Source organism: Rhizobium sp. PK7-22, assembly GCF_056530405.1.
The window spans coordinates 3,521,804-3,541,956 of the sequence record NZ_CP096514.1; the positions used below are offsets into that span (position 1 = coordinate 3,521,804).

The 20,153-nt window shown below is 62.3% G+C and carries 18 protein-coding genes; 5 read left to right on the forward strand and 13 right to left on the reverse strand.

Going from position 1 to position 20,153, the window contains the following annotated elements; translation table 11 throughout:
- Positions 1-42: 42 nt before the first annotated feature.
- The 10 genes from M1E10_RS22055 to M1E10_RS22100 form a co-directional block, all read right to left on the reverse strand.
- Positions 43-1,623 (reverse strand): FGGY-family carbohydrate kinase, encoded by a 1,581-nt coding sequence (locus M1E10_RS22055; RefSeq protein ID WP_499174912.1) that lies wholly within the window; start codon positions 1,621-1,623, stop codon positions 43-45.
- Between the two features lie 52 nt (positions 1,624-1,675).
- Complete coding sequence (locus M1E10_RS22060) at positions 1,676-2,386, reverse strand: HAD family hydrolase (RefSeq protein ID WP_499174914.1); 711 nt, start codon at positions 2,384-2,386, stop codon at positions 1,676-1,678.
- Between the two features lie 13 nt (positions 2,387-2,399).
- Positions 2,400-3,881, reverse strand: coding sequence for a mannitol dehydrogenase family protein (locus M1E10_RS22065; protein ID WP_499174915.1), 1,482 nt, complete (start codon positions 3,879-3,881; stop codon positions 2,400-2,402).
- Positions 3,882-3,900: 19 nt separating this feature from the next.
- Positions 3,901-4,899 (reverse strand): ABC transporter ATP-binding protein, encoded by a 999-nt coding sequence (locus tag M1E10_RS22070; protein WP_499174916.1) that lies wholly within the window; start codon positions 4,897-4,899, stop codon positions 3,901-3,903.
- A gap of 11 nt (positions 4,900-4,910) precedes the next feature.
- Positions 4,911-5,735: a carbohydrate ABC transporter permease gene (locus M1E10_RS22075; protein WP_499174917.1), complete on the reverse strand. Its 825-nt coding sequence runs from the start codon at positions 5,733-5,735 to the stop codon at positions 4,911-4,913.
- A gap of 9 nt (positions 5,736-5,744) precedes the next feature.
- The gene (locus tag M1E10_RS22080) at positions 5,745-6,617 is read right to left on the reverse strand and encodes a carbohydrate ABC transporter permease (RefSeq protein ID WP_499174918.1); all 873 of its coding nucleotides are present in this window, start codon (positions 6,615-6,617) and stop codon (positions 5,745-5,747) included.
- Positions 6,618-6,748: 131 nt separating this feature from the next.
- Positions 6,749-8,062 (reverse strand): ABC transporter substrate-binding protein, encoded by a 1,314-nt coding sequence (locus M1E10_RS22085; protein ID WP_499174919.1) that lies wholly within the window; start codon positions 8,060-8,062, stop codon positions 6,749-6,751.
- A gap of 142 nt (positions 8,063-8,204) precedes the next feature.
- Positions 8,205-9,158: a sugar-binding transcriptional regulator gene (locus M1E10_RS22090; protein WP_499174920.1), complete on the reverse strand. Its 954-nt coding sequence runs from the start codon at positions 9,156-9,158 to the stop codon at positions 8,205-8,207.
- A gap of 96 nt (positions 9,159-9,254) precedes the next feature.
- Positions 9,255-11,114 (reverse strand): ABC transporter ATP-binding protein, encoded by a 1,860-nt coding sequence (locus M1E10_RS22095; protein WP_499174921.1) that lies wholly within the window; start codon positions 11,112-11,114, stop codon positions 9,255-9,257.
- 30 nt (positions 11,115-11,144) lie between these two features.
- Positions 11,145-12,308, reverse strand: coding sequence for a M20 aminoacylase family protein (locus tag M1E10_RS22100; RefSeq protein ID WP_499174922.1), 1,164 nt, complete (start codon positions 12,306-12,308; stop codon positions 11,145-11,147).
- 325 nt (positions 12,309-12,633) lie between these two features.
- On the opposite strand from M1E10_RS22100, the gene M1E10_RS22105 reads away from it, so the two are divergent.
- The 3 genes from M1E10_RS22105 to M1E10_RS22115 all read left to right on the forward strand — a co-directional run bounded on the left by M1E10_RS22105 (position 12,634) and on the right by M1E10_RS22115 (position 16,415).
- Positions 12,634-14,343: a peptide ABC transporter substrate-binding protein gene (locus M1E10_RS22105; RefSeq protein WP_499174923.1), complete on the forward strand. Its 1,710-nt coding sequence runs from the start codon at positions 12,634-12,636 to the stop codon at positions 14,341-14,343.
- 154 nt (positions 14,344-14,497) lie between these two features.
- Positions 14,498-15,508: an ABC transporter permease gene (locus M1E10_RS22110; RefSeq protein WP_029617988.1), complete on the forward strand. Its 1,011-nt coding sequence runs from the start codon at positions 14,498-14,500 to the stop codon at positions 15,506-15,508.
- Positions 15,501-16,415: an ABC transporter permease gene (locus M1E10_RS22115; protein ID WP_499174924.1), complete on the forward strand. Its 915-nt coding sequence runs from the start codon at positions 15,501-15,503 to the stop codon at positions 16,413-16,415. Before M1E10_RS22110 ends, M1E10_RS22115 begins: the two co-directional genes overlap by 8 nt.
- A 280-nt stretch (positions 16,416-16,695) precedes the next feature.
- Here the strand turns inward: M1E10_RS22115 and M1E10_RS22120 are convergent, their stop codons facing one another.
- Both M1E10_RS22120 and M1E10_RS22125 read right to left on the reverse strand, forming a co-directional pair.
- The gene (locus tag M1E10_RS22120) at positions 16,696-17,634 is read right to left on the reverse strand and encodes a sensor histidine kinase (protein WP_499174925.1); all 939 of its coding nucleotides are present in this window, start codon (positions 17,632-17,634) and stop codon (positions 16,696-16,698) included.
- Positions 17,635-17,974: 340 nt separating this feature from the next.
- Positions 17,975-18,769, reverse strand: coding sequence for a response regulator (locus M1E10_RS22125; protein ID WP_499174926.1), 795 nt, complete (start codon positions 18,767-18,769; stop codon positions 17,975-17,977).
- A gap of 168 nt (positions 18,770-18,937) precedes the next feature.
- Between M1E10_RS22125 and M1E10_RS22130 the strand changes: the two genes are divergently transcribed.
- Positions 18,938-19,117: a NepR family anti-sigma factor gene (locus M1E10_RS22130; RefSeq protein WP_499177267.1), complete on the forward strand. Its 180-nt coding sequence runs from the start codon at positions 18,938-18,940 to the stop codon at positions 19,115-19,117.
- Positions 19,114-19,677: an RNA polymerase sigma factor gene (locus tag M1E10_RS22135; protein WP_499174927.1), complete on the forward strand. Its 564-nt coding sequence runs from the start codon at positions 19,114-19,116 to the stop codon at positions 19,675-19,677. Before M1E10_RS22130 ends, M1E10_RS22135 begins: the two co-directional genes overlap by 4 nt.
- On the opposite strand, the gene M1E10_RS22140 is transcribed toward M1E10_RS22135, so the two are convergent.
- A complete protein-coding gene (locus M1E10_RS22140) occupies positions 19,674-20,084 on the reverse strand; it encodes a hypothetical protein (protein ID WP_499174928.1) in 411 nt (136 codons plus the stop codon). The two genes, M1E10_RS22135 and M1E10_RS22140, sit on opposite strands and share 4 nt — an antisense overlap.
- Positions 20,085-20,153: the final 69 nt, after the last annotated feature.

The following is a 20,153-nucleotide window of genomic DNA, read 5'->3' on the forward strand; positions in this document are numbered from 1 at the left end:
GGCTCACCGGATGTAGGCATGCGGCCGGGAGAGAGCAAGCGGTCAGGAGATCGACAGCAGTTCGGCGCGATGCCGCACCATGGCGAGGAAGCGCCGGTAGTCGCGGTCGTAGGATCGGCTCGTCCCGAGATCGGCGTGCCGCGCTAGCGCTTTCGCCGCCATCGCCTGTCCGGCAGCCGCCAGGCTCTCATGGATGCCGCCTGCAGCCGCCGCCGTCATGGCAGTGCCGAGCAGCACGGCGTCCTGCGTCTCGGGAACCACCACCTGGCAGCGGGTGACATCGGCATAGAGCTCCAGGAGCAGCGGGTTGTGGACGTGCCCGCCGGTCACATGCAGGGTCTCGAAGCGGTAGCCATAGCCGTCCATGGTCTCCAGGATGTGCCGGATACCGAGCGCGATGGCGACGCAGCTTCTCCAGTAGAGCCGGCAGAGGCCATCGAAGGAGGTGTCGAGGGTGAGCCCGCTGACCACGCCCGTCGCATGCGGATCGGCCAGCGGCGAGCGGTTGCCGTGGAAGTCCGGCAGCACGTGCAGGCCCGCGGCAAGCTCCGCCCCCTGTTCCGCCCGCAATTGCTGGACCCGAGCGATGATGCGACCGTGCAGCTCCGAGGTCGGCTCGCCGCCGGCGGCATGCATGCGCACGATGTGGTCGAGCAGCGCGCCGGTCGCCGACTGGCCACCCTCCACCAGCCAGTGCCCGGGCAGCACTGCCTCGAAGTATGGCCCCCAGAGGCTGCGGCCGGGCTTGGCATCGGCGGCGAAGGAGACGATGCAGCTCGACGTGCCGCCGATCAGGGCCACACTCCTTTCCAGCGCCCCACCATCCGCCGCGCCGCCCAGCACGCCGAAGGCGCCCGCATAGGCATCGATCAGCCCGGCCGCGACCTCGCAGCCGGTATCGAGCCCGAGATCTGACGCGGCTTCGATACTGAGGCAGCCGATGCTTGTCCCGGCGGCGACCGTCTCGTGCGGGAGACCGCCCCGCTCGAGAAGATCCTCGAGGCCCGCCTGCGCCAGGAAATCCTGCTGCCAGCCTGGCGTTTCATGCGAAAGGTAGTTCCACTTGGCCGTCAGCGTGCAACGCGAGCGAGCCGGCGATCCGGTCGCCTTCCAGGTCATGAAGTCGGCAAGATCAAAGAAATAGCCGGCCCGCTGCCAGGTCTCCGGCAGATGCCGTTTCAGCCACATCAGCTTCGGCATCTCCATCTCGGGAGAGAGCGATCCGCCGGAAAAGACAAGTGCAGGATGCCCGGTGGCGGAGATCTCTTCGGCCTCGGCAATGGCCCGATGGTCGAGCCAGACGATCGTGTCGAAGCGGTCGTCTCCTCCCATCGAGACGGTAAGCTGGCGACCATTCACATCGCGCGCCACCAGCGAGCAGGTGGCGTCGAAACCGATGGCCGCGATGCGCCCGGCGGTGAGGCCGGATTGGGCCAATGCTTCGCGCACGGCCTTGCAGGCGGCCCGCCAGATGTCGTCGGAATCATGCTCGGCGTGGTTTTCGCGCAGCCTCTGCATCGCAATCGGGTGCTTGGCCTTTGCCAGCAGCCGGCCTTCGCGATCGAAAACGCCGGCGCGGGCGCTGGCCGTGCCGATATCGACCGCAACGACGTGATCTCGCATCAGGATATGTTCCCCGCCCGCAGGGGCGCCCTCAAGGTGTGCATCCCGCGCGCTAGACCGCGCGCTGCGGGAGACGGCTTCCGGAGCCCTCAATGTGTTTGCGGACAAGGTGTATCAAATCCGGCATGGCGTCAAACACGACGTCGGGTGCCAGTTCTGCAACCCGATCGCGGTAGCCGGGGGCATTGGCATGCAAGCCTCCGACAAAGGCGAAGACCGCCATCCCGGCACGCTGCGCGGCCTCGATGCCGGCCGGGCTGTCCTCGATGACGATGCAGGCGGACGGCTTCGCATCCATGGCATTGGCCGCATGCAGGAAGAGATCCGGCGCCGGCTTTCCACGCGAGACCATGGAGGCGCTGAAGATATGCGGCTCGAAGCGCTCCAGCAGGCCGGTCAGCGAGAGGGAAAGGCGGATGCGCTCCGGCTGGCTGGAGGAGGCCACGCAGCGCGGCCATTCCAGCGCGTCGAGCGCCTGTGCCACCCCCGGAACAGGCTTCAGTTCCTGACGAAAGCGCGCGTAGAGATGATGGCGCAGGTCATCGAGGAAGACATCGTCGATGCTATGGTCGAAATCGTCGTGGAGGATCTGCGAGACGGTTGAAAGGCTACGGCCGAGAAAGCGCGCATAGGCTTCGTCCTCGCCGATGTCGACGCCCTTTCGGTTAAGGGCTTCGACCAGCACGCTGACGGACAAGGGCTCGCTGTCTACGAGCACGCCGTCGCAATCGAAGATCACCAGCGGTCGTACCGTCTCAACCACGCCCTTGACCCCGCTACTTGACCAGAGAATTCTGGAGATAGAGCTCCAGTGTCCGCGCCGTCCCCTCGCTCCATAGCGTCTTCAAGGCATGCGAGAAGCGCTGCCGGAAGAGTTCCGACTTGCCAACCTCGCCGAAGATCTCGTCGAACACAAGGAAGGCCTCCGGGTTGTCCCGCGCCAGTTTGGCAGCCTTCTGGAGTTTGTCCGCACTGGTGTCGTTGAAGACGATCACCTTGCCGCTATCGGTCGTGCCTTCGAAGTAGCGGCACCAGAGGGCGGAGACCAGCGAGAGGCCGACAATGTCCTTGCCCTCTGCAAGACGGTCAGCGGTCGACGGCAGGATGAACTTCGGCTGCCGGTTGGAGCCGTCCTGCGCCAGCCGCGGAATGGTGTCGCCGATCTTCGGATTGGCGAACCGCCGCTCGATCAGGTCGTAGTATTCGTTGAGATCGGTCTCCGGCACCGGCGGCACGATCGGGATGATTTCTTCCTTCTCCAGCTTTTCCAGAAAGGCGCGGATCAGCGGGTGCTCCATCGCCTCGTGCACGAAGTGGATGTCGAGGAGCGCCGCCGGATAGGCGATCGCCGCATGGCCGCCATTCAGGATGCGGATCTTCATGTGCTCATAGGGTGCGACGTCGGGGACGAACTGCACCCCGACCTCTTCCAGAGCGGGACGCCCGGACGGAAAATTGTCTTCCATCACCCACTGCTTGAATTCCTCGCAGAAGACGGGCCAACTGTCCTCGATGCCGAACGTGTCGCGCAGGAAATCAATCTCGCGCGGGCCGGTGGCCGGCGTGATGCGGTCCACCATGGAATTCGGGAAGGCCACGTTTTCGGCAATCCACTCGGCGAATGCCGGGTCCGACAGGGCAGCGACGCCGACGACCGCGTTCTCCGTCACCTCACCGTTGCCGGGAATGTTGTCGCAGGACATGATCGTGAAGGGTGCGACACCCTTCGCCTTGCGGCGCTTCAGCCCGGCGACGATCAGCCCGAAGACCGTCTTGGGCCGATCCGGGTTCTGGCCGTCGTCGAAGATCGCCGGGTGCCCCGGATTGAAGGCGCCGGCGGCATCGACGAAATAGCCGCCCTCGGTGATCGTCATCGAGACGATGCGGATGCGCGGGTCGGCGAGTGCCGCGATGATGGTTTCGGTTTCGCCCGGCGCGATGATGTCGATCATCGGCGCCGTGACGCGGGCGGCGGTCCGATTGTTGTCCTGCTCGACGACGGTCGTCAGGAAATCCTGGGCGGCAAGCTTTTCGCGCATCGTTGCATCGGACGGCATGACACCGGCGCCGACGATTGCCCAGTCCAGGTCATGGCCCTTGTTGAAGAGGTCGTCCAGATAGACCGCCTGGTGGGCGCGATGGAAATTGCCCACGCCGAAGTGCAGGATGCCGGGCGACAGCATGATCGGATCATAGGCCGGAACGGCAGCGGTATGGGCGATCTCGCCCAGCGCGGCAGACGATAGTTTGATGGTCATTGCTGGCTCCACTCCGACGTTAAATCGCCAGGCCCTGTTCATCGAAGCGGTGAAGCTTCGTGTCGTTCGGCGTCAGGAAGATCCGGTCGCCATGACGCGCCCCGAATTCGCCGTCGGCGCGCGCATTGATGTGGCCGATGCCCTCCACCTCGACATGCAGGAAGGTGTCGGATCCGAGATGCTCGGCGACCGTGACCGTGCCGGTCCACAGCCCGCTCTCATGCGACAGCACGAGATGCTCCGGCCGGATGCCGACCGTCTTGGCATCCTTCGAGCGGGCGTATTCACCCTCCATCAGGTTCATCTTCGGTGAACCGATGAAGCCGGCGACGAAGAGGTTGCGCGGCGACGAGTAGAGTTCGAGCGGCGAACCGACCTGCTCGATATTGCCCCGGTTCAACACGACGATCTTGTCGGCCATGGTCATGGCCTCGACCTGGTCGTGGGTCACATAGACCATCGTCGTCTTCAGCGTGTTGTGCAGCTGGCTGATCTCCAGCCGCATGGTGCCGCGAAGGGATGCGTCGAGGTTGGACAGCGGCTCGTCGAACAGGAAGGCCGTCGGCTCGCGCACGATCGCCCGACCGATCGCCACGCGCTGGCGCTGCCCGCCCGAAAGCTGCGACGGCCGGCGTTCGAGGTAGTCGGTGAGATTGAGAATGCTGGCCGCGTCGGACACCTTCCGGTCGATGGCCGCCTGGTCCATCTTCGCCATCTTCAGGGGGAAGGCAATGTTCTTGCGCACGCTCATATGCGGATAGAGCGCATAGGACTGGAAGACCATGGCAAGGCGCCGCTGCGCCGGCGCCTTGTCGGTCACATCCTGGCCGTCGATCAGGATCGACCCGCCGCTGACATCCTCCAGACCCGCGATCAGCCGCAGCAGCGTCGACTTGCCGCAACCCGAAGGACCGACGAAGACGACGAATTCGCCGTCCTGGATCTCGAGGTCGATAGACGGAATGACCTTGGCCTCGCCGAAGGACTTGGACACCTTGTTGAGCGTGATGCTGCCCATCTTCGTCTTCCTTACTTAACCGCGCCGAAGGTCAGGCCGCGAACGAGTTGCTTCTGGCTGAACCAGCCGAGAATGAGGATCGGCGCGATCGCCATGGTGGAGGCCGCCGAGAGCTTTGCCCAGAACAGTCCCTGCGGACTGGAGAAGGAGGCGATGAAGGCCGTCAGGGGTGCTGCATCGACCGCCGTCAGACGGATCGTCCAGAAGCTCTCGTTCCAGGCCAGAATGATGTTGAGAAGAAAGGTCGAGGCGATGCCCGGCAAGGCCATCGGCGTGAGCACGTAGACGATCTCCTGCCAGAGCCCTGCCCCGTCCATCCGCGCCGCCTCGAGGATCTCGCCGGGGATCTCGCGAAAGTAGGTGTAGAGCATCCAGACGACGATCGGCAGGTTGATCAGCGTCAGCATGACCATCAGCCCGATGCGCGTGTCGAGCAGGCCGAAGTCGCGAAACAGCAGGTAGATCGGAACGAGCACCGCAACAGCCGGCATCATCTTCGTGGACAGCATCCACATCAGGATGTCCTTGGTCCGCTTCGTCGGCGAAAATGCCATGGCCCAGGCGGCAGGGACGGCGAGGATCAGTGCCAGGATCGTCGACCCCACTGACAGGATGACGGAGTTCATGAACGGCTTGAAGTAGCCGTTCCGTGTCTGCACGGTGATGTAGTTCTCGAAGGTGCCCGACGGGATCAGGCTGAAGCCCGCGATCGCCTCCGATTCCGTCTTGATGCTGGTGAGCAGCGTATAGAGGATCGGGAAGAAGATCACGAAGGCGATGAGCCATGCGGCGACGGTGGCGATGACCTTGTGTCGGTTGGTGACGGCGCGTGCCATGATCTTCCCCTATCGGTCCAGGTTCTTGCCGACGGCGCGCATCAGGAAGATGGCGACGATATTGGCCAGGATGATGGCGATGATGCCGCCCGCCGAAGCGCCACCCACATCATAGCCGAGCAGGGCCGTGCGGTAGATGAGGAACGGCAGGTTGGTGGATGCGTAACCCGGACCGCCATTGGTGGTGACGAGGATTTCCGCATAGACGCCGAGCAGGAAGATCGTCTGGATCAGGATGACGACGGTCATCGCCCGCGCCAGATGCGGCAGCGTCAGGTAGATGAAGCGGGAGACGAAGTTCGCCCCGTCCATTTCAGCGGCTTCCCGCTGCTCGCTGTCCAGCGACTGCAGGGCGGTCAGCAGGATGAGGGTCGCGAACGGCAGCCATTGCCAGGCGACGATGATCACGATTGACAGCAGCGGGTACTGCGCGAACCAGTCGATCGGCGTGGTGCCGAAGAGCCGGCTGATATCGGCAAACACGCCGTACCCCGGATGCATGATCATGTTCTTCCAGACCAGCGCGGCAACCGGCGGCATGACGAAGAAGGGCGAGATCACCAGGATTCGGACGATGCCCTGGCCGAAGATCGGCTGGTCGAGGAGAAGCGCAAGGAAGGTGCCGCCGATCACGGTGATCAGCAGGACGCCGCCGACGATCATCAGCGTGTTCCAGATGGACTGGAAGAAGGCCGGATCGGAATAGAAGTATCTGTAGTTGAAGAAGCCGGCGAAGCTGACATTGCCAGGGCTGAGCAGATTGTAGTTCTGGAACGAGAACCACAGCGTCATCGACAGGGGAACGATCATCCAGACCAGCAGGAGGACGACGGACGGCGCCATCATCAGACGGGCAAGGGCCTTGGTGTTGTGCGTCGCCATCTTCACGCTCCCTTGGGATCAGCGCATCCGCCAGCGGCGGGGGAATGACCCCGCCATCTTCACATGGTGGAAAAAGGTTTTTGGGAGCCCGCCCGGCACGAAGGCCGGGCGGGTTCTTGCTCGGGAGGAGCTTACTTGATGTAGCCTGCGCGCGTCATCTCGCGGACAGTCGCGGACTGTGCCTGGGCCAGCGCATCGTCGACCGAGGACTGTCCGGCAACGACGGCCGAGAACAGCTGGCCGACATTCGTGCCGATCGCCTGGAACTCAGGGATCGCAACGAACTGACCACCCGTATAAGGGACGGGCTCGACAGTCGGCTTGGTGATGTCGGCGGCATTCATGGCTGCAAGGGTAGGCTCTGCGAAGGCAGCGGCTTCCTTGTATTCCGCGCTCTCGTAGAGCGAAGTGCGGGTGCCCGGAGGAACGTTGGCCCAGCCTTCCTTGTCAGCCACGAGCTTGGCGTAGTCTTCGCTGGTTGCCCAGGCGATGAACTTCTGCGCGGCTTCAGCCTTCTGCGAGCTTGCCGGAATGGCAAGGTTCCACGACCACAGCCAATTGCCTTTATTGTCGACACCTTCCTTGGACGGGAAGAGCGCATAGTCGACCTTGTCGGCTACGGTGGAATCGTCAGGGTTGGATACGAAGGACGCGGCGACCGTGGCGTCGATCCACATACCGCACTTGCCCTGCTGGAAGAGCGTCAGGTTCTCGTTGAAGCCGTTGGAGGAGGCACCGGCCGGGCCGGCATCCTTCATCAGATCGACGTAGAACTGCAGGGCTTCCTTCCACTCAGGCTGATCGAACTGCGGCTGCCAGTTCTCGTCGAACCAGCGACCGCCGTACGAATTGGTCAGCGCAGTGATGAAAGCCATGTTCTCGCCCCAGCCGGCCTTGCCGCGCAGGCAGATACCGTTGATGTCGGCGGAGCGGTCCGTGATCTTGCGTGCAGCGTCGCCGATGAATTCCCAGGTCGGGTTTTCCGGCATCTCCAGACCAGCCTTCTCGAACAGGTCCTTGCGATACATGATCATCGCAGACTCGCCGTAGAACGGCGCTGCGTAGAGCTTGCCGTCAACTGTCAGGCCGCCGCGGATCGATGGCAGCAGATCGTCGACGCCATAGTCGTCGCCAAGGTCGGCCAGTTCGGTGAGCCAACCCTGCTTGGCCCAGATCGGCACTTCGTAGTTGCCGATGGTCATAATGTCGTATTGGCCGCCGGACGTGGCAATGTCCGTCGTCACGCGCTCACGCAGCACGTTTTCCTCAAGCGTGACCCACTCGAGCTGGATGTCGGGGTTCTTGGAGGTAAAATCCTCCGTCAGACCCTGCATACGGATCATGTCGCCGTTGTTGACGGTCGCAATGGTGAGGGTTTCGGCCGAAGCCATGCTGGACATGGCCAGCGCTGAGCATGCGCCCAGCAGAATCGTCTTGTAAGTCATGATCTTCCTCCCGAAGATGGAACGAGCATTCGCTTTGCTCATGGGCAATTACTCACCTTCACCTAGGGCAAGTCAACGGAAAATCATCGCTGCGCTGCAGCGAAATCCGTCAACCTGTTGTGGATGCTTGGTAAATTTATGCTCAGACGCGGAGCAGTTGCTCAGCCGTCGCCTCGTCGGTTATTAACCCATTGATCAACCGTCCCTTCAACGCCGCGGCGATTGCCTTCAGCTTTCGCCGTCCCTGGGCAAGCCCGATGACGCAGGAGGCGTCACTGGAGGGTATCGGGACACTGGCGACGCGGTCGTTGATGGAGCCGGTCAGGAGCCTGCCGTCATGGTCGAACATCCAGCCGCAGATCTCTCCTGCCGCACCGCCCTCCACGAGCGTCATCATCTCGTCCCGGGCCAGGAAGCCGTCGATGCAGAGCGGTCCCTCCGGCCCGAGCTCCCCGATCCCCACGAAGGTGACGTCGGCCTGGGCGCCGAGCGCCAGGGTCGAGCGCACCAGCGCCTGGTCGTGGAGGGTGTCGCGCTCCTCTGCCGAGGAGCACAGCACCGGCAGCGGCATCGGGAAATGCCGCGACTTGATGGCGTCGGCCATCGAGAAGATCACGTTGTAATAGGCGGCCGAGCCGTCGGGGCCGATATTGCCGGTGAGCGAGACGATGCGGTGTTGTGGGCACTCCATCGGCGACAGCTGGTCGACGGCCGCCTTCAGCGTCCGCCCGGTACCGACCGCAAGCACGATCGGCTCCGACCGCTTCAACCACCGCTCGATCTCCGCAGCCCCGGCTTCGGCAAGCCCGACGGTGGAGGACCCGGCCGCCGGATCGCTCGGCACGACCTCCACCTGGCGAAGCCCGTATTTCTTGCGAAGCCCTTCCCCGAGCTCCAGGCAGGCGGCGATCGGATGGTCGAGCCGGACCTTGATCAGCCGTTCGGCCACCGCAAGCGACACGAGGCGCTGCGCCGACTGCCTCGAGATGCCCATCGCCGAAGCGATCTCGTCTTGCGTGCGACCGGCAACATAGTAGAGCCAGCCGGCGCGCGCCGCGTCGTCCAGCCGCCCGTGTGGTTCGGACCGTTTCGCCATGCGTATTCCTCCGACGTCGTTGCTGCCATGCTTCGCCGCCACCTGTCAAACAGTCGGCGGCGGGCATGACAGGCGCGAACGCGGCGAGGCTGCCGTTCAGGCCACCTGCACCAGGTGGCCCGTCGAAACTTCGCGGTATTCCCGCACGGGCGGGATGTAGTCGACAGGGCGGATCGGGCTCTTGATCTCCTCGATGGCCATGTTGCGCTTGATCCCGCGCCGCGACGGATCGGGGATCGGCACCGCCGCCATCAGCTTCTTCGTGTAGGGATGCTGCGGGTTTTCGAAGACGGCGGCGCGCGGGCCGATCTCGACGATTTCTCCCAGATACATGACCGCGACACGGTGGCTGACCCGTTCGACGACGGCCATGTCATGGCTGATGAAGAGATAGGCGAGCTTCAGGCTCTGCTGCAGGTCGAGAAGCAGGTTGCAGACCTGCGCCTTGATCGACACGTCGAGCGCCGAAACCGCCTCGTCGGCGACGATGACCTTCGGATCGAGCATCAGCGCCCTGGCAATCGCAATGCGTTGCCGCTGGCCGCCTGAGAACTCGTGCGGGAACCGCCGCATCATGTCCGGCGAAAGGCCGACCTTGACCAGAAGATCGGCGGCCTTTTCGCGCGCCTGGTTCTTCGTCCCCAGCTTGTGCTCCAGATAGGGCTCCATGACCGCAGAACCGATGCTCATGCGCGGGTTGAGGCTGGCGAAGGGATCCTGGAACACCATCTGGATCGAGCGCCGCATGGCCCGCAGGCTTGTCTTGTCGAGCTGCATGACGTTGTAGCCGTCGATCGTGACCTCGCCGCTCGTTGGTGTGATCAACCGGGTGACCGAGCGGCCGGTGGTGGATTTTCCGCAGCCCGATTCGCCGACCAGCGCCAGCGTCTCACCTTCGAACACCTGGAAGGACACCTTCTCCACCGCATGCACGGCACCGCTCTTGCGGCCGAGGATCCCCGTGTGGATATCAAAACGGGTGGTCAGGTCGCGGACGTCGAGGATCGGCGTCTTCGTCTTGGCCACCGTATCCGTCACGTCCTGCAGCTCGAACTGCTCGCCCGTCCCGATGTCGATGCTGGGAAAGCGCAGGGGCAGCTTGCGGTCGCCCATGGACCCAAGTCTCGGCACCGCCGACAGGAGCGCCCGGGTATAGGGATGCTGCCCGCGGTGGAAGATTTCCTCGGTGGGGCCGCTTTCGACCCCCTCGCCGCGATACATCACGATCGTCCGGTCGGCGACTTCGGCCACCACGCCCATGTCGTGGGTGATGAAGAGGACGGACATGCCCTCCTCGTCCTGCAGCGTCTTGATGAGGTCGAGGATCTGCCCCTGGATCGTGACGTCGAGCGCCGTCGTCGGCTCGTCGGCGATCAGAAGCTTCGGCTTCGACGCCAGCGCCATGGCGATCATGACGCGCTGGCGCATGCCGCCGGAGAACTGGTGCGGGTACTCGTCGAAGCGGCTCTTGGCGTTGGGGATGCGGACCTTGTCCAGAAGCCGTACAACCTCCGCCCGCGCCTCCGCCTTGCTGATGTCCTGGTGAACGGTCAGCGCTTCGGCGATCTGCTTGCCGATCGGGAAGATCGGGTTGAGCGAGGTCATCGGCTCCTGGAAGATCATCGCGATCTCGTTGCCGCGCACCTGGCGCATCTGCTCGTCCGGCAGGGTCAGCAGTTCCCGGCCGAGCAGCTTGACGCTGCCCTCGATCCGGCTCGACCCTTTCTGCAGCAGGCGCATGATCGACAGCGAGGTGACGCTCTTGCCCGAACCCGATTCGCCGACGATGGCGACCGTCTCCCGCGGCGCGACGTCGAAGGAGATCTTGCGCACCACCGACCGCCACTCGTCCTCCACCCGGAAGGATGTGGTGAGGTCGCGGACGGACAACACCGGCTCGACCGCAGCCGCCACCCGCTGGCCCGTTCCTTCCATTGCCGTTTCAGCAAGCGACATGGCATTCTTCCTCTTCAGGATTGGAGACGGTCAGGCGGCGAGCGCCGTTTCGGCCAGCGTGACCCAGTAGCTGATGCCATAGGGCAAGGCTTCGTCGTTGAAGTCATAGGCGGGGTTGTGGAGGCTTGCCGTATCGCCGTTGCCGATGAAGATGAAGGCGCCGGGCCGGCGCTCCAGCATGTAGGAAAAATCCTCCGCGCCCATGTGTGGCGCCATCGTCATGTCCACCGACTTCGGCCCGGCCACTTTGCCGGCGACCTCGGCGGCGAAATCGGTTTCCGCGTCGTGATTGAAGGTCACCGGGTAGCCGCGGCGATAGTTGACCTGCGCTGTTGCGCCATGCGCCAGCGCGGTTGCCTGCACCACTTCCGTCAGCCGCTTCTCGGCAAAATCGCGGGTTTCCGGCAGCAGCGTGCGCACCGTGCCGCCCATCTTCACCGTGTCCGGGATTACGTTGCTGGCGTCGCCGCCGTGGATCGACGCGACCGTCACCACGAGGGATTTCAGCGGGTCGGTCTGCCGCGAGACGATCGACTGCAGCGACACCAGGATGTGGCCCGCCGTCAGCACCGGATCGACGGAAAGATGCGGCTGCGCGGCGTGGCTGCCACGGCCGTTGACGATGATTTCGAAGGTATCGGCCGCCGCCATCACCGATCCCTTGCGGATGGCGAATTCTCCCAGCGGCAGTCCCGGGGAATTGTGCATGCCATAGACCTGGCTGATCGAATGCTTCTCGATGAAGCCGTCCTGGATCATGGCGAGCGCTCCCGCGCCCCCCTCTTCCGCCGGCTGGAAGATCACCGCAACGGAACCCTTGAAGTTGCGGGTCTCGGCAAGATACTGCGCCGCGCCCAGCAGCATCGCCGTATGGCCGTCATGGCCGCAGGAATGGGCCTTGCCGGGTGTCTTGGAGGCCCACTCCTTGCCGCTCGTCTCGAAGATCGGCAGGGCGTCCATGTCGGCACGAAAGCCGACCGTCGGGCCGTCCCCTTGCCGCCCCTTTATGATCGCCACGACGCCGGTGCGGCCGATTCCGGTTTCGACGATGTCGCAACCGAAGGACGTCAGCTTGTCCGCGACGAATTTCGCCGTTTCATGCACATCGTACAGGATTTCCGGATGCTCGTGGAGATGACGTCTCCATCCGGCAACTTCCTCCTGCATTTCGGCGGCACGATTGAGCACTGGCATGCGATGACCTCGTTGTTCTTGTTGTCGTTCCCACTCTGGTTAAGCCGATACTGCGCCGCCGCGGAGACATTTTGCAAGCTTCAATTTTCCCGCTTGAACGAAAAATAGGCCTATGCTTAGATGGCCTAAAATTTGGTCAGGCACGACTGGGAGTGCCGGACCAACTGTGCAACCATCAGCGTCATCGCAAGGGAGGGCCAGGACTAAATAATCTGCGAAAACAATGAATTACTAAAATTCTCGTCGCAGATCCTTGGCGCCGCCTCAAGAAAAATTGGCGGCAGGCACACACAACCCTAAACAAGAAATATAAGGGGACAGCAGCATGAACAAGTTTAAAATCCTGCTTGCAGGAACAGTGGCCGCCATGGCGCTTTCGAGTTCCATGGCGCACGCGGAGCGGGGCACCGACGGTGATCTGAAGATCCTGTTCTGGCAGGCGGTTTCGACCATGAATCCGTATCTCTCTGGCGGCACCAAGGAAGTCCTCGCCTCGTCGATGGTCATCGAACCGTTGGCGCGCTACGATGAAACCGGTGAACTCGTGCCATGGCTGGCGACCGAGCTACCGACGCTGGACAACGGCGGCTTCGCTGCGGACATGCTGAGCATGACCTGGAAGCTGAAGCCCGACGTCAAATGGTCGGACGGCACCGACTTCACCGCCGAAGACGTCGTCTTCACCTGGAAGTATTGCACCGACCCCAACGGCGGCTGCGCCCAGGCGGCACAATACGAAGGCATCACCAACGTCGAGGCCGTCGACCCGCTGACGGTGAAGATTACCTTCAGTGAAGCCAAACCCTATCCCTACAGCGCCTTCGTCGGCGCCCAGTCGCCGGTCATCCAGGCGGCCCAGTTCAAGGATTGCCTCGGCGCCGCCGCTCCGGGATGCACATCGGCCAACTTCGGCCCGATCGGCACTGGTCCGTTTGTCGTCGCAGACTTCAAGCCCAACGACGTGATCACCTTCACGGCCAACCCGAACTACCGGGATCCGGCCAAGCCCGCCTTCGCCTCTGTTACGCTGAAGGGCGGCGGCGACGCGGCATCAGCGGCACGTGCCGTGCTCGAAACCGGCGAATACGACTACGCCTGGAACGCCCAGGTGGAGCCGGAAGTGCTGGCGGCGATGATGGCCGCCGGCAAGGGCAGGCTGGAGATCTCCTTCGGCACCCAGGTCGAGCGCATCAACCTCAACCACTTCAACGCCGATCCGGCGCTGGGTGACAAGCGTTCGACGGCAGAAGCCGGTCCGCACCCGTCGCTGAGCGATCCGGCCGTCCGCCGCGCGCTCTCGCTGGCCATCGACCGTGACATCATCGTCGAGGCCGGCTACGGCCAGTCGGGCCGGGCCACCTGCAATATCGTTCCTGCGCCGGAGACAGTCGCCTCCACCAAGAACGACAGCTGGTGCCTGACGCAGGACATCGACGCTGCCAACAAGCTGCTCGACGAAGCCGGCTGGGAACGGGGCAGCGACGGCATTCGCGCCAAGGACGGCGTCCGCCTCTCCTACCTCTATGCCACGTCCACCAACTCGGTGCGGCAGGCAACCCAGGAACTGGTAAAGGCCATGTGGGCGGAGATCGGCGTCGATGCCGAACTGCGCAACGCCAGCGCCTCGGTCTTCTTCGGCGGTGATCCGGCAAGCCCTGACACCTTCCAGAAGTTCTATGCCGACGTCGAGATGTACACCAACAACTTCGACGGTACCGATCCGGAGAAGTACCTGGCCGAATGGCTTTGCGACAAGATGCCGAGCCCGGCCAACGGCTGGCAGGGCCAGAACATCCCGCGCTACTGCAACCCTGCATACGACACGCTGGTCGGCGAACTCTCCAGGACCGCCGATCTCGAGAAGCGTGCCGAGCTTTCCAAGCAGCTCAACGACATGCTGACCGAGGAAGGTGCGCATATCGCACTCGTGCATCGTGGTGACCAGTCCTCGTTCGCCACCTCGCTCCAGGGCGTTCGCATGAACTCCTGGGACTCCCAGGTCTGGAACATCGCCGACTGGTATCGCGCCAAGTAATTGAGCGTTCCGGGCCCGCCGCACGCGGGCCCGGAAACTCTTTCTCCGCGCTGGCACATCGCCGGTCCTGCCGGCGATGGTCGCAGTTTCAGAAACCTGCAGAACTGGCGAACACCCGTACCGCGGGCGCGGTGCTGCAGTCTGGGGAGCTTCGATGTTCACATACACTCTGCGGCGATTGTTTTTTGCAATCCCGACCCTGCTGGTCATCAGCTTCGTCATCTTCGCGCTGCTCGACCTCGCCCCGAGCGACCCGACCGGCGATCTGCCCCTCACCATTCCACCGGAAGTGCGCGAACAGATCCGCGCTTCGCTCGGCCTGGATCAACCCTTCCTCATCCGCTACCTGAAATGGCTGCAGCAGTTCTTCATCAACGAGCCGCTCAACATCCTGGAAAGCCTGACCGGCTGGCAGTTCGGGGATGGTGAACGGATGCGCATCCTGTCCTGGGCCACCCGCAGCCCGGTCGTCGACCTGATCGTGCAGCGCATGCCGCAGACGCTCTGGGTCGTTGGCCTCGCCTACCTGTTCGGCATCCTGCTGGCGGTCCCGATCGGCGTGATCTCGGCCTACAAGCAGTATTCGATCTTCGACCAGATCGGCACCTTCGTCTCGATGGTCGGCTATTCCGTACCGACTTTCTTCACCGGCGTCCTGCTGATCGTCATCTTCTCGTCCTACCTGCAGTGGTTCCCGTCGGTCTATGACACCAATCTCGTGGTCAACGACTTCTCCAGCCTGATGGCGCAGATCCGCCAGATGGCGATGCCGGTGGCGGTGCTGGCGCTCTACAATGCCTCGCAGATTACCCGCTTCGTGCGCGCCTCCATGCTGGACAACCTGCACCAGGACTATGTCCGCACCGCCCGCGCCAAGGGTGTGAAGGAAAAGGCCGTGCTTCTCGTGCACGTCCTGCGCAACAGCCTCATTCCGGTTGTCACCGTGATTGCGCTGGGCGTCCCGACGATCTTCTCCGGCGCGATCATCACCGAGCAGATCTTCCGGGTGAACGGGCTCGGCCAACTGCTGATCGTTGCTGTACAGGGTGCCGACATCCCGCTGGTCCAGACGCTGACCTTCATCTTCGCCGTCCTGATCGTCCTCTTCAACCTGATCGCCGATGTACTTTACGGCATTCTCGACCCGAGGATCCGCTATGACTGATGCCACCATCAACGCAGTGCCATCGACACCCGCCCGCTCAGCCATGGGCGACATGTGGCGGCAGTTTCGCGCCCACAAGGGCGGCGTCGTCGGACTGATCGTCTTCACCTTCATCGTCGTGGCCGTCTATATCGGCCCCTTCATCCACAGGGTGGCGCCCAACGCCATCAACATCCGAGACAAGAACCAGTGGCCATCGCTGGCGCATCCCTTCGGCACCGACAACCTCGGCAAGGACATGCTGGCGCAGGTTCTCGCCGGTGGCCGGATTTCTCTGGCGGTGGGCATTACGGCCATGCTGCTGGCGCTCTTCCTCGGCACGCTGGTGGGCGTGCTCTCCGGCTACGTCCGTCGACTCGACGGGCCGCTGATGCGCGTCACAGACCTCTTCCTGGCGTTGCCGCTGCTGCCGCTGCTGCTGGTGATCATCATGCTGTTCCGCGACACACTGAGGGCCGCCTTCGGGCCGGAGACGGGGATCTTCATCCTGATCGTCTTCGTCATCGGCATCACCAGTTGGATGCACACGGCGCGCATCGTGCGCGGCGACGTGCTGGCGGTGAAGAGCCAGGAATTCATCATGGCCGCCAGGAGCAGCGGCATGCGGGAATACCAGATCATCCTCCGGCATATCCTGCCCAACGTGATGAGCTCGATCATGGTCTCAGCCACCCTCGGCATAGCCTCGGCGATCATTACCGAGTCGGCCTTGAGCTTTCTCGGCCTCGGATTCCCATCCGACTTTCCCACCTGGGGGCGCCTGCTCTTCGACGGTTCCAACTTTCTGCAGCTGACCCCATCACGCGTCCTGTGGCCGGGTCTGGCAATTTCGCTGACCGTACTCAGCGTCAACTATATGGGCGACGCCATCCGCGACGCGCTCGATCCGCGCATGCTCAAACGCTAGAGATCGGCAGGGGACCTCCATCGGCTCCCCTGTTTCTCAGTTTTTGGACACGGTCCCGCCATGGCCGCAGAAATTTTCAAGTTTCGGATGTTTTTCTGGAACGAAAAACGGATGACCTCGTTATGCCCACGTCTGGAAGCACCCCCCGTCCCCCGCCCTACTAAGCTTCCAGGCATCACTCTTCAGTCCCCCTCGAAGAGATGAGTTGGCCCGGTTTCGCAAGAAACCGGGCCAATTCAGTTCTGGGATGCGGCACTCAGGCGGCAACGGCTCAATCCTGCTAGCCCGCGGCCTCCAGCGGAAACACCAGGTGATAGGCGATGCGGTCATGAGAGATCACGTATTGTGCCTTGCCGTTGACCGAGGCAGGCACCACCCGTTCCAGCACCGTGCTGCCGAAATGAGCCTTGAGCTCGTCTCCATCGTCTGCAGGCATATAAGCCCTCTGAAGCGGCTCATGCCACACCATCTCCACCACATCATGCCCATCGGTATGTTTGCGGATGCAGGAGACCTCGACCGGCAGGCCGTTGCGCAGCAGGGAGCCGTGACTCACGGCATTCACAATCAATTCGTGCAGGGCGAGCCCGAGATGCAGTGAGGCGTTGGGGCTGAGCAGCAGGTTGTCACCACGTACTTTTACGAGCTCGCGGTTCTCCGGCAGATATTTCTGTGTCTGCTGCTGGACGAGTTCGAAGAAATAGGCACCGCGCCAGCTGGAATCGGTGATCAGATCCTGGGACTGAGACAGCGAATAGAGTCGCCCTCTAAACTTGTGCAGGAAAAGGTCCAGCGAGCCGGAGTGGCGCGCCGTCTGAAGGGCAATGCTCTGGATGATCGCCAGCAGGTTTTTCGAGCGATGGCTGACCTCACGGAGCAAGGCTCGCAGCAGGCGCTCGCGATGCCGTTCCTCAGACCGATCCACGATCGTCGTCACCAGATGCACCCCGTCCTGCGCGCATTCGATAGCCTGGACCCGGAACTCGAAGAATTGCTCCGCGCCGACCATGACCTCCAGCTGCCCCTTGTGCCCCGGCTCCGTCAGATCGGCCTTCAGCACAGAGAGCCGTGTCGCAACGTCGGCGCCAAAAATTGCTTCGTCGGATGGTGCGTCCAGATTGCCGTGAGCCCAGACATCCGGAAGGTTCGTAACCAGTAGGTACTGCTGCTGAGCATCCTGAATGATGATGCTGGCCCCCAAATCGACCAGCGCCGGCATAAGGAACTCCCGCAACCTGCCATCGCTCTGACTAGCGTGCTGCCATGTCAGCGGATGCACCAATGTGTTCACTCCGTTCCATTCGAGCGAGAAGATCGGCGATCGCGCGATCTTTCCTGACGTCTGTTGGCTTTCTTATAGAGAGAAGCAGTCAGCCCAACAACCAGCTACAGGCATCTCGATACAATCAGCGAGAATTAACAGGAAGCATCCGAAATGCAGATGACGGCCCTGGATATCCAAGGGCGACTACGGTGCAACGGGGGAACGAGCATGGTCGTCTCCGGATGCGGGGATCACCACAGAGACGTGGCCTCCCCCGTTGCGCCTTTGCCTCGAATCAGGCCGCGGCCTTCACCGTGTCGTTAAAGAACAGCGCCTGGCTGATCAGCGCCTTGACCATGTCCGGGTTGAAAGGCTTGGTGACAAGGAAAGCAGGCTCCGGCCGCTCGCCGGTCAGCAGGCGCTCAGGGAATGCGGTGATGAAGATCACCGGCACCGTGGAGGCCTTCAGGATCTCATTGACCGCATCGATGCCCGAGCTGCCATCGGCAAGCTGGATATCCGCCAGCACCATCTTCGGGCTGGTCGTCTGAAACAGTTGCACGGCTTCCTTATGGGTTCGCGCGATGCCCGTCACGCGATGGCCAAGCTCCTGAACCATCTGCTCGATGTCGAGCGCAATCAGCGGCTCGTCTTCGATGATCATGATCTCTGTAGCCACCTGGCGGGAAATCTCCCTGGAGGCCTCGTCCAGCAGCTGCGTTGCCTTCTCGACATTGACGCCCAGCACCTCGGCCGTCTCTTCGATCGTGAATCCCTCGACGGAGATCAGCAGGAAGGCATGCCGGGCCATGGACGGAAGCGACGAAAGATTGGCTGCAGCACGCTGTTCCCATGCAAAGGGGGAATCGATCGGACGGATCTCAATGGCGGTGGAACCAAAGATTGCAACGAAGAGTTTGTAGAGCGAGACACGGTCCTTGGACGTTTCGGGAAATATCGAAACATCTGCGATCAGCGCTTCCAGAACCGCGGCTACATAAGCATCTCCGGATGTTTGGGATCCGGTCACAGCTCGAGCATATCGACGCAAGTATGGAAGGTGTGACGCAACGCGCGTGGTCAGTGACATTCAGTATTCTCCCCTGATGCCCGATGGGCAAATTGACTGGTAGGGAACGTGGTACTGGAAAAAATGTTCCGCAAGAGGTGGAACTTTTTTTCTTTAGGCGCATTCTGTCGTGATGAAACGCAACAGGCTGCCCGCGTGATGAGTGACGAAACCCGAAAAAAGCAGGACATGACCATCTCACATCATGAAATTAAACCCGGATCGATGCCGCCGAACGCTTCGATCTCGAGAAAGCTCCGCGAGTTCTACGACGCGGTGCAAGAAGAGGGGATTCCTGACCGCTTTATGGACCTTCTCGAGAAGCTCGATGAAGCCGAACGCAGCAGCAATTCGGTGAAAGTAAAATGACGATGACCGAGAACGACGATCGCGGTTTCAAGCGCGACCTTCTCGCATCCCTGCCCAATCTTCGAGCCTTCGCTGTGTCTCTCACCGGGCGTCATGACAAGGCTGACGACCTCGTGCAGGACACGATCATGAAGGCGTGGGCAAACCAGACAAGCTTTACCGCCGGCACCAACATGCGAGCGTGGCTCTTTACGATCCTGCGCAACGAGTTCTACAGCCAGATGCGCAAGCGTGGACGTGAGGTCCAGGACACGGACGGGCTGTTCAGCGAGCGCTTTTCGGTGCATCCCGAGCAGTATGGGCGGCTCGACCTGCAGGACTTCCGCAAAGCGCTCGACAAACTCCCTGATGACCAGCGCGAGGCGATCATTCTGGTCGGTGCAGCCGGGTTTGCCTACGAGGAAGCGGCGACGATCTGCGGCTGTGCCGTTGGCACCATCAAGAGCCGCGTTAGCCGAGCCCGCACCCGCCTTCAGGAACTTCTGGGCGTGACAGGTGAAGGCGATTTCGGACCGGATCCAGGCCATGCCGCCATCACCTCGCGGGCTTTCGGAAGCTAGATATCCAGCTCCGGGAGCCTCAGAGCCATCGCGACGGCTGAAAGCAACTCCTCATCGACAAACGGTTTCGCCACACTGGCGAAACCTTTGAACTCCGGCAACCTCTCCATGGAATCATTGGTCAGCGTGGTGAAGATGACCGCTGCTCCCAGTCGGCCCTGGCGCCTGATGGCATCCGACCCGCGATCCTCCACCACACCCGCATCGACCACCACCACGTCAAAGCGGCCCGCCTCCATCGTTTCGGCATAGTCGTGCGGCATGGCAATGCGAACGGTGCAGGCCATGGAATCCATGAGAATACGCTCTGCTTCCATGGCGATAAGGTATTCCCGATCGACGACAAGAATTTGAGGGCCCGTGGAAATCGCTCGTTCCTTCCATAAAACCCTCTCGTACAAGACCATCAGAACTGGTCATTTAAAAAAGACACAGTAACGATAGAGCGCATGCGTTAAACGCACATGCCCTACCGT